Genomic DNA, 14,825 nt, shown 5'->3' with positions numbered 1-14,825 from the left:
AGGACCCGGAGAGCCATGCCTCCCAAGAAGAAGAAGGTCACGGGGCTCATCAAGCTCCAGATCCAGGCCGGTGCCGCCAACCCGGCCCCGCCGGTCGGTCCCGCGCTGGGCCAGCACGGCGTCAACATCATGGAGTTCTGCAAGGCCTACAACGCCGCGACCGAGTCGCAGCGTGGCTGGGTCATCCCGGTGGAGATCACGGTCTACGAGGACCGTTCCTTCACCTTCATCACCAAGACCCCGCCGGCCGCGAAGATGATCCTCAAGGCCGCGGGCGTGGAGAAGGGCTCCGGCGAGCCGCACAAGACCAAGGTCGCGAAGATCACGCGTGACCAGGTCCGCGAGATCGCCACCACCAAGCTGCCCGACCTCAACGCCAACGACCTGGACGCCGCCGAGAAGATCATCGCCGGCACCGCCCGTTCCATGGGCGTCACGGTCGAGGGCTGACCTCCACCTCCGTAAGCCAAGCAGAAGTGTGGAAGGGCCGGCTCGGCCCGGACCACGACTCCTAAGAACCCACAGGAGCTTTAAGTGAGCAAGCGCAGCAAGTCTCTCCGCGCTGCGGACGCCAAGATCGACCGGGAGAAGCAGTACGCCCCGCTCGAGGCCGTCCGTCTCGCCAAGGAGACCTCCACGTCCAAGTTCGACGGCACCGTCGAGGTCGCCTTCCGTCTGGGTGTCGACCCGCGCAAGGCCGACCAGATGGTCCGTGGCACCGTGAACCTCCCGCACGGCACCGGCAAGACCGCCCGGGTCCTGGTCTTCGCGACCGGCGACCGTGCCGAGGCCGCGCGTGCCGCGGGCGCCGACATCGTCGGCGCCGACGAACTGATCGACGAGGTGTCGAAGGGCCGTCTGGACTTCGACGCCGTCGTCGCCACCCCGGACCTCATGGGCAAGGTCGGCCGCCTCGGCCGCGTGCTCGGTCCCCGTGGTCTCATGCCGAACCCCAAGACCGGCACCGTGACCCCGGACGTCACCAAGGCTGTCAACGACATCAAGGGTGGCAAGATCGAGTTCCGCGTCGACAAGCACTCGAACCTGCACTTCATCATCGGCAAGACGTCCTTCGACGAGACCAAGCTGGTGGAGAACTACGGCGCCGCGCTGGACGAGATCCTCCGTCTGAAGCCGTCCGCCGCGAAGGGCCGCTACATCAAGAAGGCCTCGATGACGACCACGATGGGCCCGGGCATTCCGCTCGACCCGAACCGCACCCGCGACCTCCTCGTCGAGGAGGACCCGGCGGCGGTCTGAGCCTGACGGCTCGCCCCGATCGGTCACGGGCCCCGCGTCCGCAGCGTCCCTGCTGCGGGTGCGGGGCCCGTTCCGGTCCCGGTGGGTGGGCCGGGTGGTCTGCGCTACGGTGCGGCCACGGGGTTCGCACGGGAGAGGGCGGGGGCGGACAGGGGTGGGACCGGGACCGATGACGATCACGACCGTGCACCGTACGGGCCTCGTGCTCGCGGCGACGATCGCGCTCGCGGCGCTGACCACGCTGACCGCGATCTCCGCCTGCATCTCCTCGACCGCCTCCGGCCCTTCCGGTTCCGACGGCCGTGGTGCCGGCGCCGGAGAGCGGGACGAGGCGTCCCGCCTGCGGTCCGTCACGGCGCTGCGGTCCGCCGAGCGCGCCACCGCCGACGCGGGCTCCGCCCGTGTCGAGTCCACCACGACCATGGGCTCGCTGATGTCCATGACGGCCGCCGGCACCCTCGCCTGGGACGGCGGACTCGTCGGCGCCCTGACCATCACGTACACGGACGGCGCGGTGGCCGACGCCATGCGCCGCCTCGGCAGCACGTCGATGGAGGCCCGCTACCTGCCCGACGCCTACTACGCGCGCATGGGCGACACGTTCGCCGCGCGGACGGGCGGCGCACGCTGGCTCCGGTACGGCCACGACGAGCTCGAGGACGTCGCAGGCGGTGGGGCCGCCGGTCTCGGGCACCGGATCCAGGGCTTCACCCCCCAGCAGTGCGTGAAACTGCTGCTGGCCTCCGGCGACGTGCGGAGGGTCGGTGAGGAACGGGTACGGGGCACGCCCGCCACGCGCTACTCCGGCACGGTGGAACCGGCCCGCCTGAAGACCCGGGACCCGGGCCCCGGTGCGGGGCGGGCGGACGGACCGGCGGATCTGGCGGAGCAGTTGACCAAGGCCGGGGTCACCGCCCAGACGGTGGACGTCTGGGTCGACGACCGGGGCCTGCTGGTCAAGAAGGTGGAGCGGGCGAAGACGGCGACGGGCCGGCTCACCCAGACCGCCTACTACGCCGACTACGGCGTGAAGGTGACGGTCGAGGCTCCCCCCGCCGCCGACACCCAGGACGCCACGAACATGCCGGACGGCCGACGCGCCATCCCCTGAGCCGTCGTCCGCCGCATCCCCCAGCAAGCCCCTCCGGGAGCCTCCGGCAGAACTCGAAGGCCGCTGTCAAAGGTGTGAGATAGGGTCAAAAACCTTGCTGTGCACAAGCTATGCGTTCCCTGGGGGGATTCGATGAGAGCGTCCATACCTGCCGCCGGACTCACCGCACTCGTTCTTGCGGCCGGCGCGGTCGGCTGCTCCGGTGGCTCCGAGGAGTCGCCCGAGATGACGCCGGCGGCTGCCGTGGCCAAGGCGGCGAAGACCACCGAGGACATCACCTCCTTCCGCTACACGATGACCGGTGAGGTCCCGGAGCAGGGCAAGATCGAGATTGAGGCCTCGATGCGAGCCAAGCCCGATGTCGCCATGAGCATGCAGATAACGGCTCCCGGCGAGGGTGCACAGGAGAAGGTGGAGATCCGGCTCGTCGACAAGGCCATGTACATCGGCGGCGGCGCCGAGATGGCCAAGGAGATGGACGGCAAGAGCTGGATGAAGTTCGACATGGCCGCGCTCGGCGCCGACGCGGAGTCGAACGAGCTCGGCGCCCCCCGCCAGGCCGAGCAGGACCCGGCCACCGAGTCCACCTTCCTCGCCGGCGCCAAGGACGTGAAGAAGATCGGCACCGAGAAGATCGACGGGGTCGAGACCACCCGCTACTCGGGCACCATCACCCTCGACGACCTGCGCGACTCGCTCAAGAAGAAGGACGCCAAGGCTGCCGAGGCCGGGGAGAAGAGCCTCAAGAAGTACGAGAAGATGGGTGCCGAATCGCTCACGATGGACATATGGGTCGACGGCGAGGATCACACCAAGCAGTTCCGGATGCGCGGCGAGACGCCCCAGGGCCCGCTGGACATGACCACCAAGTTCCTCGACGTCAACAAGCCGGTGATGATCGAGGCCCCGCCGGCCGAGGAGACCGCCGACCTGGCCGAGATGATGAAGGAAGCCGAGCAGGGCTGACCGGCCTGGTCCGCCCCGGACTGGGCGGGTCGGCCGGCTCCGGGGAACGGATTTGCCTCGCGGCGATCCGTTCCCGTACTCTCCTGAAGAAGCCAAAGACCGCTGGTTGTTGCCGTGCGCTCGTCAGAGGGTGCGGTGGCCGAAGGATCCGCTGAACTGCGGACGGCCCGCGCAGGTGACAGTGGAAGAGTTCCCGGAATTCGCTGCCGCGAGGATGCGAATCACCGGTTGAGCCTCGCCCCGTGCGCCTGCGCCCGGGGCGTTTCGTTTTTCCCAGTCCTCCTTCGGGTCCGCGCGGTCCGAATCACCCGGAAGGAGGCCGAGACTCTATGGCGAGGCCCGACAAGGCTGCTGCGGTTGCCGAGCTGACGGACAAGTTCCGCAGCTCCAACGCCGCTGTGCTGACCGAGTACCGCGGTCTCACCGTGGCGCAGCTCAAGACGCTGCGTCGTTCGCTCGGTGAGAACGCTCATTACGCCGTGGTGAAGAACACGCTGACCAAGATTGCGGCCGACGAGGCCGGGATCACGCTGGACGACCAGCTCTTCGCTGGTCCGACGGCGGTCGCCTTCGTCACCGGTGACCCGGTGGAGTCGGCGAAGGGTCTCCGTGACTTCGCCAAGGACAACCCGAATCTCGTCATCAAGGGCGGTGTCCTTGACGGCAAGGCGCTGTCCGCCGACGAGATCAAGAAGCTTGCGGACCTCGAGTCCCGCGAGGTTCTGCTCGCCAAGCTGGCGGGCGCCTTCAAGGGCAAGCAGACCCAGGCTGCCCAGGTCTTCCAGGCGCTCCCGTCGAAGCTCGTCCGCACCGTGGACGCGCTCCGTGCCAAGCAGGACGAGCAGGGCGGTGCCGAGTAATTCGGCTCGCTTTCCGGCCCTCGCCGCATGAGGTGAGGGTCGCTGCGGGCCCGACGTCTGCGCAGTAATGCCGTAAGGCACACGCCCGCCTCACCCAGTACATCCGGCATCTGCCGATTTAGTGGAAGGACCGCCATCATGGCGAAGCTCACCCAGGACGAGCTGCTGGCCCAGTTCGAGGGCATGACCCTGATCGAGCTCTCCGAGTTCGTGAAGGCCTTCGAGGAGAAGTTCGACGTCACCGCCGCCGCCGCGACCGTGGCCGTCGCGGGCCCGGCCCAGGGTGGCCCGGCCGCCCCGGCTGAGGAGGAGAAGGACGAGTTCGACGTCATCCTCACCGGTGCCGGCGACAAGAAGATCCAGGTCATCAAGGTCGTGCGCGAGCTGACCTCCCTCGGCCTGAAGGAGGCCAAGGACCTGGTCGACGGTGCGCCGAAGCCCGTCGTCGAGAAGGTCAACAAGGAAGCCGCCGACAAGGCCAAGGAGGCCCTCGAGGGCGCCGGCGCCTCCGTCGAGGTCAAGTAAGACCTTCCGGGTCCGACAGGACTCCAGCGGCCCGGCTGAGCCGGTTCCGCACCGCGTCCACCAGGACGTGTAACGCGTAAGCGCCGAGGAGCGATCATCCAACCGGGTGGTCGCTCCTCGGTGTCTCCGGGGCCCGGTGGCGGCTGCCTTGCCCCCGGGACGGCGGAGGGTATGGTGATCTTCGATGCGGCTCTCCACGGGCCGCGAAGAGTCGCCTGTTGAAGGGCGGTTCGGGCAAGGGGGGCCTTGACGAACTGCACGCAGCGCGCAATTCTCAGGACGCGTCGTCACAAGGATCCGAATCCGAGGCATGGATCGACGGCGAAGAGGGCAGTATCACGGTGCGTCGAGGGCACGACTGTGCCGCAGGAGTTGAGAACAACGAGGGCCTCTGAGGGTCTCGAAAACCCGCACTGGACATCAGTGTGCCAAGTGGCTACACTGACCCTTTGCGCTGCCTGTTAGCTGTCCCCTGCCCGTCACCAGGGGTCTGCCCTCACTTGAGCACAGACGATCAGACCTCTCTGACCTGGTCTTTTCCGGTCGGACGGAGAAGTGTCTGGCATCGTGTCCCGTGGGGGGCCGGCACGCGCGTAGTGAGTCCGAGCCCTCGGAAGGACCCCCTCTTGGCCGCCTCGCGCAATGCCTCGACCGCGAATACGAACAACGCTGCCAGCACCGCCCCGCTGCGCATCTCCTTTGCAAAGATCAAGGAGCCCCTCGAGGTTCCGAACCTTCTCGCGCTGCAGACCGAGAGCTTCGACTGGCTGCTCGGCAACGACGCCTGGAAGGCTCGCGTCGAGGCCGCTCTGGAGAACGGTCAGGACGTCCCCACCAAGTCCGGTCTGGAGGAGATCTTCGAGGAGATCTCCCCGATCGAGGACTTCTCCGGGTCGATGTCGCTGACCTTCCGCGATCACCGCTTCGAGCCGCCGAAGAACTCCATCGACGAGTGCAAGGACCGTGACTTCACGTACGCGGCGCCGCTCTTCGTCACCGCCGAGTTCACCAACAACGAGACCGGCGAGATCAAGTCCCAGACCGTCTTCATGGGCGACTTCCCGCTCATGACGAACAAGGGCACCTTCGTCATCAACGGCACCGAGCGTGTCGTGGTGTCGCAGCTGGTCCGTTCGCCCGGTGTCTACTTCGACTCCAGCATCGACAAGACGTCCGACAAGGACATCTTCTCCGCCAAGATCATCCCGTCCCGGGGTGCCTGGCTGGAGATGGAGATCGACAAGCGCGACATGGTCGGCGTCCGCGTCGACCGCAAGCGCAAGCAGTCCGTCACCGTCCTGCTCAAGGCGCTCGGCTGGACCACCGAGCAGATCCTCGAGGAGTTCGGCGAGTACGAGTCCATGCGCGCCACCCTGGAGAAGGACCACACCCAGGGCCAGGACGACGCGCTGCTCGACATCTACCGCAAGCTGCGTCCGGGCGAGCCCCCCACCCGCGAGGCCGCGCAGACGCTGCTCGAGAACCTCTACTTCAACCCCAAGCGCTACGACCTGGCCAAGGTCGGCCGCTACAAGGTCAACAAGAAGCTGGGTGCCGACGCGCCGCTCGACGCGGGCGTGCTGACCGTCGAGGACGTCATCTCGACGATCAAGTACCTGGTGAAGCTGCACGCCGGTGAGATCGAGACCGTCGGCGACAGCGGCCAGACCATCGTCGTCGAGACGGACGACATCGACCACTTCGGCAACCGGCGCCTGCGCAGCGTCGGCGAGCTCATCCAGAACCAGGTCCGTACTGGTCTGGCCCGGATGGAGCGCGTCGTGCGTGAGCGCATGACCACGCAGGACGTCGAGGCGATCACGCCGCAGACCCTGATCAACATCCGGCCGGTCGTCGCCTCCATCAAGGAGTTCTTCGGCACCAGCCAGCTGTCCCAGTTCATGGACCAGAACAACCCGCTGTCCGGGCTGACGCACAAGCGTCGTCTGTCCGCGCTCGGCCCGGGTGGTCTCTCCCGTGAGCGGGCCGGCTTCGAGGTCCGTGACGTGCACCCCTCGCACTACGGCCGCATGTGCCCGATCGAGACGCCCGAAGGCCCGAACATCGGTCTGATCGGCTCGCTCGCCTCCTACGGCCGGGTCAACGCGTTCGGCTTCGTCGAGACCCCCTACCGCAACGTGAGCGACGGCCAGGTCACCGACGACGTCGACTACCTGACCGCCGACGAGGAGGACCGCTTCGTCATCGCGCAGGCCAACGCGCCGCTCACCGACGACCTGCGGTTCGCCGAGCCCCGCGTGCTGGTCCGCCGCAAGGGCGGCGAGGTCGACTACGTCAGCCCCGACGAGGTCGACTACATGGACGTCTCGCCGCGCCAGATGGTGTCGGTCGCGACCGCCATGATCCCCTTCCTCGAGCACGACGACGCCAACCGTGCCCTCATGGGCGCGAACATGATGCGTCAGGCCGTGCCGCTGATCAGGTCCGAGGCCCCGCTCGTCGGCACCGGCATGGAGTACCGCTCCGCCGCCGACGCCGGTGACGTGGTCAAGGCCGAGAAGTCGGGTGTGGTCCAGGAGGTCTCCGCGGACTACATCACCACCACCAACGACGACGGCACGTACATCACGTACCGCCTGGCCAAGTTCGCCCGCTCCAACCAGGGCACCTCGGTCAACCAGAAGGTCATCGTCAACGAGGGCGACCGCGTCGTCGAGGGCCAGGTCCTCGCCGACGGTCCGGCCACCGAGAACGGTGAGATGGCGCTCGGCAAGAACCTGCTGGTCGCGTTCATGCCGTGGGAGGGCCACAACTACGAGGACGCGATCATCCTGTCGCAGCGCCTCGTGCAGGACGACGTCCTCTCCTCGATCCACATCGAGGAGCACGAGGTCGACGCCCGTGACACCAAGCTCGGCCCCGAGGAGATCACCCGGGACATCCCGAACGTCTCCGAGGAGGTCCTCGCCGACCTCGACGAGCGCGGCATCATCCGCATCGGCGCCGAGGTCGTCGCCGGCGACATCCTCGTCGGCAAGGTCACGCCCAAGGGCGAGACCGAGCTGACCCCCGAGGAGCGCCTGCTGCGCGCGATCTTCGGTGAGAAGGCCCGTGAGGTCCGCGACACCTCGCTGAAGGTGCCGCACGGTGAGATCGGCAAGATCATCGGCGTGCGCGTCTTCGACCGCGAGGAGGGCGACGAGCTTCCCCCCGGTGTCAACCAGCTGGTGCGCGTCTACGTCGCGCAGAAGCGCAAGATCACCGACGGTGACAAGCTCGCCGGCCGCCACGGCAACAAGGGCGTCATCTCGAAGATCCTGCCGATCGAGGACATGCCGTTCCTGGAGGACGGCACCCCGGTCGACATCATCCTCAACCCGCTGGGTGTGCCGTCCCGAATGAACCCGGGACAGGTACTGGAGATCCACCTGGGCTGGCTCGCCAGCCAGGGCTGGGACGTCTCCGGCCTCGCGGACGAGTGGGCCGAGCGCCTCCAGACGATCGGCGCCGACCGCGTCGAGCCCCGGACTAACGTGGCGACCCCCGTCTTCGACGGTGCCCGTGAGGACGAGCTCAGCGGCCTGCTGGAGCACACCATCCCGAACCGCGACGGCGAGCGCATGGTGCTCCCGAGCGGTAAGGCGCGGCTGTTCGACGGCCGCTCCGGTGAGCCGTTCCCGGAGCCGATCTCGGTCGGCTACATGTACATCCTCAAGCTGCACCACCTGGTCGACGACAAGCTGCACGCCCGCTCGACCGGTCCGTACTCGATGATCACCCAGCAGCCGCTGGGTGGTAAGGCCCAGTTCGGCGGCCAGCGCTTCGGTGAGATGGAGGTGTGGGCGCTGGAGGCGTATGGCGCCGCGTACGCCCTCCAGGAGCTGCTGACCATCAAGTCCGACGACGTCACCGGCCGTGTGAAGGTCTACGAGGCCATCGTCAAGGGCGAGAACATCCCCGAGCCGGGCATCCCCGAGTCCTTCAAGGTCCTCATCAAGGAGATGCAGTCCCTGTGCCTGAACGTGGAGGTGCTGTCCAGCGACGGCATGTCCATCGAGATGCGTGACACCGACGAGGACGTCTTCCGCGCTGCGGAGGAGCTCGGCATCGACCTGTCCCGGCGCGAGCCGAGCAGCGTCGAAGAGGTCTGACGGGAGTTCCGGTCCGGAGGTTCAGCGATGAGGATCCCTGAACCTCCGGCCGGCCCCAGGACCCCCGTTTCAGACCCCACGACTTACGACCCTGAGAGGGATTGACGCATAGTGCTCGACGTCAACTTCTTCGACGAGCTCCGGATCGGCCTGGCCACCGCTGACGACATCCGTCAGTGGAGCCACGGCGAGGTCAAGAAGCCCGAGACCATCAACTACCGCACCCTCAAGCCGGAAAAGGACGGGCTCTTCTGCGAGAAGATCTTCGGTCCGACCCGGGACTGGGAGTGCTACTGCGGCAAGTACAAGCGCGTCCGTTTCAAGGGCATCATCTGCGAGCGCTGTGGCGTCGAGGTCACGCGTGCCAAGGTGCGCCGTGAGCGGATGGGCCACATCGAGCTGGCCGCGCCCGTCACGCACATCTGGTACTTCAAGGGCGTCCCGTCGCGCCTCGGCTACCTGCTCGACCTCGCCCCGAAGGACCTGGAGAAGGTCATCTACTTCGCGGCGTACATGATCACGTACGTCGACGAGGAGCGCCGCACCCGCGACCTGCCCTCGCTGGAGGCGCACGTCTCCGTCGAGCGCCAGCAGGTCGAGAACCGTCGCGACGCCGACCTCGAGGCCCGCGCCAAGAAGCTCGAGACCGACCTGGCCGAGCTCGAGGCCGAGGGCGCCAAGGCCGACGTGCGCCGCAAGGTGCGCGAGGGCGCCGAGCGTGAGATGAAGCAGCTGCGCGACCGCGCGCAGCGCGAGATCGACCGTCTCGACGAGGTGTGGAACCGGTTCAAGAACCTCAAGGTCCAGGACCTCGAGGGCGACGAACTGCTCTACCGCGAGCTGCGTGACCGCTTCGGCACGTACTTCGACGGCTCGATGGGTGCCGCGGCGCTGCAGAAGCGCCTGGAGTCCTTCGACCTCGAGGAGGAGGCCGAGCGCCTCCGCGAGATCATCCGGACCGGCAAGGGCCAGAAGAAGACCCGCGCGCTCAAGCGCCTCAAGGTCGTCTCCGCGTTCCTGCAGACCAGCAACAGCCCCAAGGGCATGGTGCTGGACTGCGTGCCGGTCATCCCGCCGGACCTGCGTCCGATGGTGCAGCTGGACGGTGGCCGCTTCGCGACCTCCGACCTGAACGACCTGTACCGCCGCGTGATCAACCGCAACAACCGCCTGAAGCGGCTTCTCGACCTCGGCGCGCCCGAGATCATCGTGAACAACGAGAAGCGCATGCTCCAGGAGGCCGTCGACGCGCTCTTCGACAACGGCCGCCGCGGCCGCCCGGTGACGGGCCCCGGCAACCGCCCGCTGAAGTCGCTGTCCGACATGCTCAAGGGCAAGCAGGGCCGCTTCCGTCAGAACCTGCTCGGCAAGCGCGTGGACTACTCCGCGCGTTCCGTGATCGTCGTCGGTCCGCAGCTGAAGCTGCACCAGTGCGGTCTGCCGAAGGCGATGGCGCTGGAGCTGTTCAAGCCGTTCGTGATGAAGCGCCTGGTCGACCTGAACCACGCGCAGAACATCAAGTCGGCCAAGCGCATGGTCGAGCGCGGCCGCACCGTGGTGTACGACGTCCTCGAAGAGGTCATCGCCGAGCACCCGGTCCTGCTGAACCGTGCGCCCACCCTGCACCGCCTCGGCATCCAGGCCTTCGAGCCGCAGCTGGTCGAGGGCAAGGCCATTCAGATCCACCCGCTCGTCTGCACCGCGTTCAACGCGGACTTCGACGGTGACCAGATGGCCGTGCACCTGCCGCTGTCCGCGGAGGCACAGGCCGAGGCCCGCATCCTGATGCTGTCCTCGAACAACATCCTCAAGCCGGCCGACGGCCGTCCGGTGACGATGCCGACCCAGGACATGGTCCTCGGTCTGTTCTTCCTCACCACCGACGGCGAGATGCGCGACACCAAGGGCGAGGGCCGGTCCTTCGCCTCGGTCGCCGAGGCGATCATGGCCTTCGACGCGGGCGAGCTGTCGCTCCAGTCGAGGATCGACGTCCGCTTCCCGGTCGGCACCATCCCGCCGCGTGGGTGGATCCCGCCGACGCGCGAGGAAGGCGAGCCGGAGTGGCAGCAGGGTGACAGCTTCCGGCTGAACACCACCCTGGGCCGTGCGCTCTTCAACGAGCTGCTGCCCGAGGACTACCCGTTCGTCGACTACGAGGTCAGCAAGAAGCAGCTCTCCGAGATCGTCAACGACCTCGCCGAGCGCTACCCGAAGGTCATCGTGGCGGCGACGCTCGACAACCTGAAGGCGGCCGGCTTCCACTGGGCCACCCGTTCCGGCGTCACCGTCGCCATCTCCGACGTCGTCGTCCCCGAGGCGAAGAAGGAGATCGTCCACGGTTACGAGGCGCAGGACGAGAAGGTCCAGAAGCAGTACGAGCGCGGTCTGATCACCAAGGACGAGCGCACGCAGGAGCTCATCGCGATCTGGACCAAGGCGACCAACGAGGTCGCCGAGGCGATGAACGACAACTTCCCGAAGACCAACCCGATCTTCATGATGGTGAACTCGGGTGCGCGCGGCAACATGATGCAGATGCGTCAGATCGCCGGTATGCGTGGTCTGGTGTCGAACGCGAAGAACGAGACGATCCCGCGGCCCATCAAGGCCTCGTTCCGCGAGGGTCTGTCCGTGCTGGAGTACTTCATCGCCACGCACGGCGCCCGCAAGGGTCTGGCGGACACCGCGCTGCGGACCGCCGACTCGGGTTACCTCACCCGTCGTCTGGTCGACGTCTCCCAGGACGTCATCATCCGCGAGGAGGACTGCGGCACCGACCGCGGTCTGAAGCTGCGGATCGCCACGCGGGAGGCCGACGGCACCCTGCGCAAGGCGGACGACGTCGAGACCAGCGTGTACGCCCGCATGCTCGCCGAGGACGTCGTCATCGACGGCAAGGTGATCGCGCCGGCCAACGTCGACCTCGGTGACGTGCTCATCGAGCAGCTGGTGCACCACGGTGTCGAGCAGGTCAAGACCCGCTCGATCCTGACCTGCGAGTCCGCCGTCGGCACCTGCGCCATGTGCTACGGCCGTTCGCTGGCCACCGGCAAGCTGGTCGACATCGGTGAGGCGGTCGGCATCATCGCCGCCCAGTCCATCGGTGAGCCCGGCACCCAGCTGACGATGCGTACCTTCCACACCGGTGGTGTGGCCGGCGACGACATCACCCAGGGTCTGCCGCGTGTCGTCGAGCTCTTCGAGGCCCGTACCCCGAAGGGTGTCGCCCCGATCTCCGAGGCCGCCGGCCGCGTCCGGATCGAGGAGACCGAGAAGACGAAGAAGATCGTCGTCACCCCGGACGACGGCAGCGACGAGACGGCGTTCCCGATCTCGAAGCGCGCCCGTCTGCTGGTCGGCGAGGGCGATCACGTCGAGGTGGGCCAGAAGCTCACCGTGGGTGCCACCAACCCGCACGACGTGCTGCGCATCCTGGGTCAGCGGGCCGTCCAGGTCCACCTGGTCAACGAGGTGCAGAAGGTCTACGACTCGCAGGGCGTGTCGATCCACGACAAGCACATCGAGATCATCATCCGGCAGATGCTGCGCCGCGTGACGATCATCGAGTCCGGCGATGCCGAGCTGCTGCCCGGCGAGCTGGTCGAGCGGTCGAAGTTCGAGGCCGAGAACCGTCGTGTGGTGCAGGAGGGCGGTCACCCCGCTTCCGGCCGTCCGCAGCTGATGGGTATCACCAAGGCCTCGCTGGCGACCGAGTCGTGGCTGTCGGCGGCGTCCTTCCAGGAGACGACCAGGGTCCTCACGGACGCGGCGATCAACGCCAAGTCCGACTCCCTGATCGGCCTCAAGGAGAACGTCATCATCGGTAAGCTCATCCCGGCCGGTACGGGCCTGTCCCGTTACCGCAACATCCGGGTCGAGCCGACCGAGGAGGCCAAGGCCGCGATGTACTCGGCCGTGGGCTACGACGACATCGACTACTCGCCGTTCGGCACCGGCTCCGGCCAGGCCGTTCCGCTGGAGGACTACGACTACGGTCCGTACAACCAGTAGGCGAGTCGCCCGAAGTACCGCAGGGCGGTCACCCCGTACACACCGGGGCGGCCGCCCTGCGGCGTTCCGCGACCGGGCCGGTGAGGTACGCGAGCGACCTGTACCGGTTTCGTGACGCGCAGCCCGTGCCGTAAGGCTTTGCGCGGGCGCATGATGGAATGACGTGTGAAGTCGGGGGAGGTACCTGGTGTCGCAGTCGCCGTATCCGTCGTGGCAGCCCTGGCAGGGGCGAGGTGTTCCGCAGCCGTGGGGCGGACCGGGCGGGCCGCAGCAGGGCGGGCCGCCGATGCTGGCCTCGCACGCGGACCGGGAACGCACCGTGGACGTGCTCCGGGCCGGGTACGCGGAGGGCCGTCTGGACCAGCAGGAGCTCGAGCGGCGGGTGGCGCGGGCCTACCAGGCCCGTACGGTGGCGGATCTCTCGCTGCTGGTGGCCGATCTGCCGCAGGGCCCCGTGCCGCAGACCGCGGCGGTGCAGCAGAGCGCGGCGCTGCAGCAGCACGCCGCCCCCATGGCGCCCGCGACGTTCCTGCCCCGGCAGAAGACCAACGAGAAGGCGATCGGGTCGATGGTGTGCGGGGTGCTGTGCCTGGCGACGGGCGGGGTGACCGGCATCCCGGCCGTGGTGCTGGGGCACATGGCCCGTGCGGAGATCCGGCGCTCGGGGGAGCAGGGGGACGGGCTCGCGGTGGCCGGGCTGGTGCTCGGCTGGCTGTCCACGGCCGGCTGGGCCGCTTTCCTGCTTCTCCTGATCATGCTCGGTGCCGCGTCGGGGTGACACGCAGGGGAACGGGAAGGGGGCCGGAGCCGCCCTTTCGAAGATCATTCCCTTTCGCGGGCTTCACTCGCTCCGCGCGGAGGTGGGGCGACGGCCCATTTGTTTTGACCGCAGCCAATGCTATAGGTACGCTCAGACCTTGTGCCTGGGGTGTGCCCTGGCCTCCGCGTGTGCCGTCAGACCGCGCCGGGGGCTGTGAACGGCCACCGCGATCATGCGCTTCTTTCTGCCTTGCGCCGGGAGTCCGCGGGATTCGACACACCCGACCGCGTGGGTCGGTGACGTTCCAGGTTAGCTGTACCTATCGGCACACAGAAACCGGAGAAGTAGTGCCTACGATCCAGCAGCTGGTCCGCAAGGGCCGGCAGGACAAGGTCGAAAAGAACAAGACGCCCGCACTCGAGGGTTCCCCTCAGCGTCGCGGCGTCTGCACGCGTGTGTTCACCACCACCCCGAAGAAGCCGAACTCGGCCCTCCGTAAGGTCGCGCGTGTGCGTCTGACCAGCGGTATCGAGGTCACTGCTTACATTCCGGGTGAGGGGCACAACCTGCAGGAGCACTCCATCGTGCTCGTGCGCGGCGGCCGTGTGAAGGACCTGCCGGGTGTTCGCTACAAGATCATCCGTGGCTCCCTCGACACCCAGGGTGTCAAGAACCGCAAGCAGGCCCGCAGCCGTTACGGCGCCAAGAAGGAGAAGTAAGAATGCCTCGTAAGGGCCCCGCCCCGAAGCGCCCGGTCATCATCGACCCGGTCTACGGTTCTCCTCTGGTGACCTCCCTGATCAACAAGGTGCTGATGAACGGCAAGCGCTCCACTGCCGAGCGCATCGTCTACGGCGCCATGGAGGGCCTTCGCGAGAAGACCGGCAACGACCCGGTCATCACGCTGAAGCGCGCTCTCGAGAACATCAAGCCGACCCTCGAGGTCAAGTCCCGCCGTGTCGGTGGCGCCACCTACCAGGTGCCGGTCGAGGTCAAGCCCGGCCGCGCCAACACCCTGGCGCTGCGCTGGCTGGTCGGTTACTCCCGCGCCCGTCGCGAGAAGACCATGACCGAGCGTCTGCTCAACGAGCTCCTCGACGCCAGCAACGGCCTCGGCGCCGCTGTGAAGAAGCGCGAGGACACGCACAAGATGGCCGAGTCCAACAAGGCCTTCGCGCACTACCGCTGGTAGTCGCTACCCACATCGAGACCGAGAGAAG

At 67.5% G+C, this 14,825-nt stretch carries 11 protein-coding genes; all 11 read left to right on the top strand.

All coding sequences use genetic code 11. From position 1 onward, the window contains the following. Positions 1-15 precede the first annotated feature (15 nt). The 11 genes from rplK to rpsG all read left to right on the top strand — a co-directional run bounded on the left by rplK (position 16) and on the right by rpsG (position 14,797). Complete coding sequence (gene rplK / locus ACWEQO_RS06440) at positions 16-450, top strand: 50S ribosomal protein L11 (protein WP_004984556.1); 435 nt, start codon at positions 16-18, stop codon at positions 448-450. Positions 451-534: 84 nt separating this feature from the next. Beyond that, a complete protein-coding gene (gene rplA, locus ACWEQO_RS06435) occupies positions 535-1,260 on the top strand; it encodes a 50S ribosomal protein L1 (RefSeq protein ID WP_361449846.1) in 726 nt (241 codons plus the stop codon). Positions 1,261-1,429: 169 nt separating this feature from the next. Then, positions 1,430-2,371 carry a hypothetical protein gene (locus ACWEQO_RS06430; protein WP_361449849.1) on the top strand — a complete coding sequence of 314 codons (942 nt, stop codon included), beginning with the start codon at positions 1,430-1,432 and terminating at the stop codon, positions 2,369-2,371. Between the two features lie 132 nt (positions 2,372-2,503). Beyond that, positions 2,504-3,337, top strand: a complete 834-nt coding sequence (locus ACWEQO_RS06425) for a DUF1396 domain-containing protein (protein WP_452979529.1) — start codon at positions 2,504-2,506, stop codon at positions 3,335-3,337. Positions 3,338-3,666: 329 nt separating this feature from the next. Further along, positions 3,667-4,197, top strand: a complete 531-nt coding sequence (gene rplJ / locus ACWEQO_RS06420) for a 50S ribosomal protein L10 (RefSeq protein WP_361449855.1) — start codon at positions 3,667-3,669, stop codon at positions 4,195-4,197. 138 nt (positions 4,198-4,335) lie between these two features. Next, positions 4,336-4,722, top strand: coding sequence for a 50S ribosomal protein L7/L12 (gene rplL / locus ACWEQO_RS06415; protein ID WP_363041002.1), 387 nt, complete (start codon positions 4,336-4,338; stop codon positions 4,720-4,722). Between the two features lie 626 nt (positions 4,723-5,348). Next, positions 5,349-8,834: a DNA-directed RNA polymerase subunit beta gene (gene rpoB / locus ACWEQO_RS06410; RefSeq protein WP_361449860.1), complete on the top strand. Its 3,486-nt coding sequence runs from the start codon at positions 5,349-5,351 to the stop codon at positions 8,832-8,834. A 111-nt stretch (positions 8,835-8,945) separates the two neighbouring features. Then, the gene (locus ACWEQO_RS06405; protein WP_361449863.1) at positions 8,946-12,845 is read left to right on the top strand and encodes a DNA-directed RNA polymerase subunit beta'; all 3,900 of its coding nucleotides are present in this window, start codon (positions 8,946-8,948) and stop codon (positions 12,843-12,845) included. A 187-nt stretch (positions 12,846-13,032) separates the two neighbouring features. After that, positions 13,033-13,623 carry a DUF1707 and DUF4190 domain-containing protein gene (locus ACWEQO_RS06400; protein ID WP_452979524.1) on the top strand — a complete coding sequence of 197 codons (591 nt, stop codon included), beginning with the start codon at positions 13,033-13,035 and terminating at the stop codon, positions 13,621-13,623. Positions 13,624-13,952: 329 nt separating this feature from the next. Beyond that, complete coding sequence (gene rpsL / locus ACWEQO_RS06395; RefSeq protein WP_003948652.1) at positions 13,953-14,324, top strand: 30S ribosomal protein S12; 372 nt, start codon at positions 13,953-13,955, stop codon at positions 14,322-14,324. Positions 14,325-14,326: 2 nt separating this feature from the next. Further along, entirely contained in the window at positions 14,327-14,797 is a 471-nt protein-coding gene (rpsG, locus tag ACWEQO_RS06390) for a 30S ribosomal protein S7 (protein WP_361449869.1), read from the top strand. Positions 14,798-14,825 lie beyond the last annotated feature (28 nt).

The organism is Streptomyces sp. NPDC004051 (assembly GCF_053604275.1).
The sequence above is the reverse complement of the archived record's forward strand: the minus strand, read 5'-3'. Positions and strand labels throughout refer to the sequence as shown.

Excerpts from the sequence above, each read along its gene's own strand:
- rplK (WP_004984556.1), top strand. The coding sequence starts at position 16 with ATGCCTCCCAAGAAGAAGAAGGTCACGGGGCTCATCAAGCTCCAGATC.
- ACWEQO_RS06430 (WP_361449849.1), top strand. The coding sequence starts at position 1,430 with ATGACGATCACGACCGTGCACCGTACGGGCCTCGTGCTCGCGGCGACG.
- ACWEQO_RS06425 (WP_452979529.1), top strand. The coding sequence starts at position 2,504 with ATGAGAGCGTCCATACCTGCCGCCGGACTCACCGCACTCGTTCTTGCG.
- rplJ (WP_361449855.1), top strand. The coding sequence starts at position 3,667 with ATGGCGAGGCCCGACAAGGCTGCTGCGGTTGCCGAGCTGACGGACAAG.
- rplL (WP_363041002.1), top strand. The coding sequence starts at position 4,336 with ATGGCGAAGCTCACCCAGGACGAGCTGCTGGCCCAGTTCGAGGGCATG.
- rpsG (WP_361449869.1), top strand. The coding sequence starts at position 14,327 with ATGCCTCGTAAGGGCCCCGCCCCGAAGCGCCCGGTCATCATCGACCCG.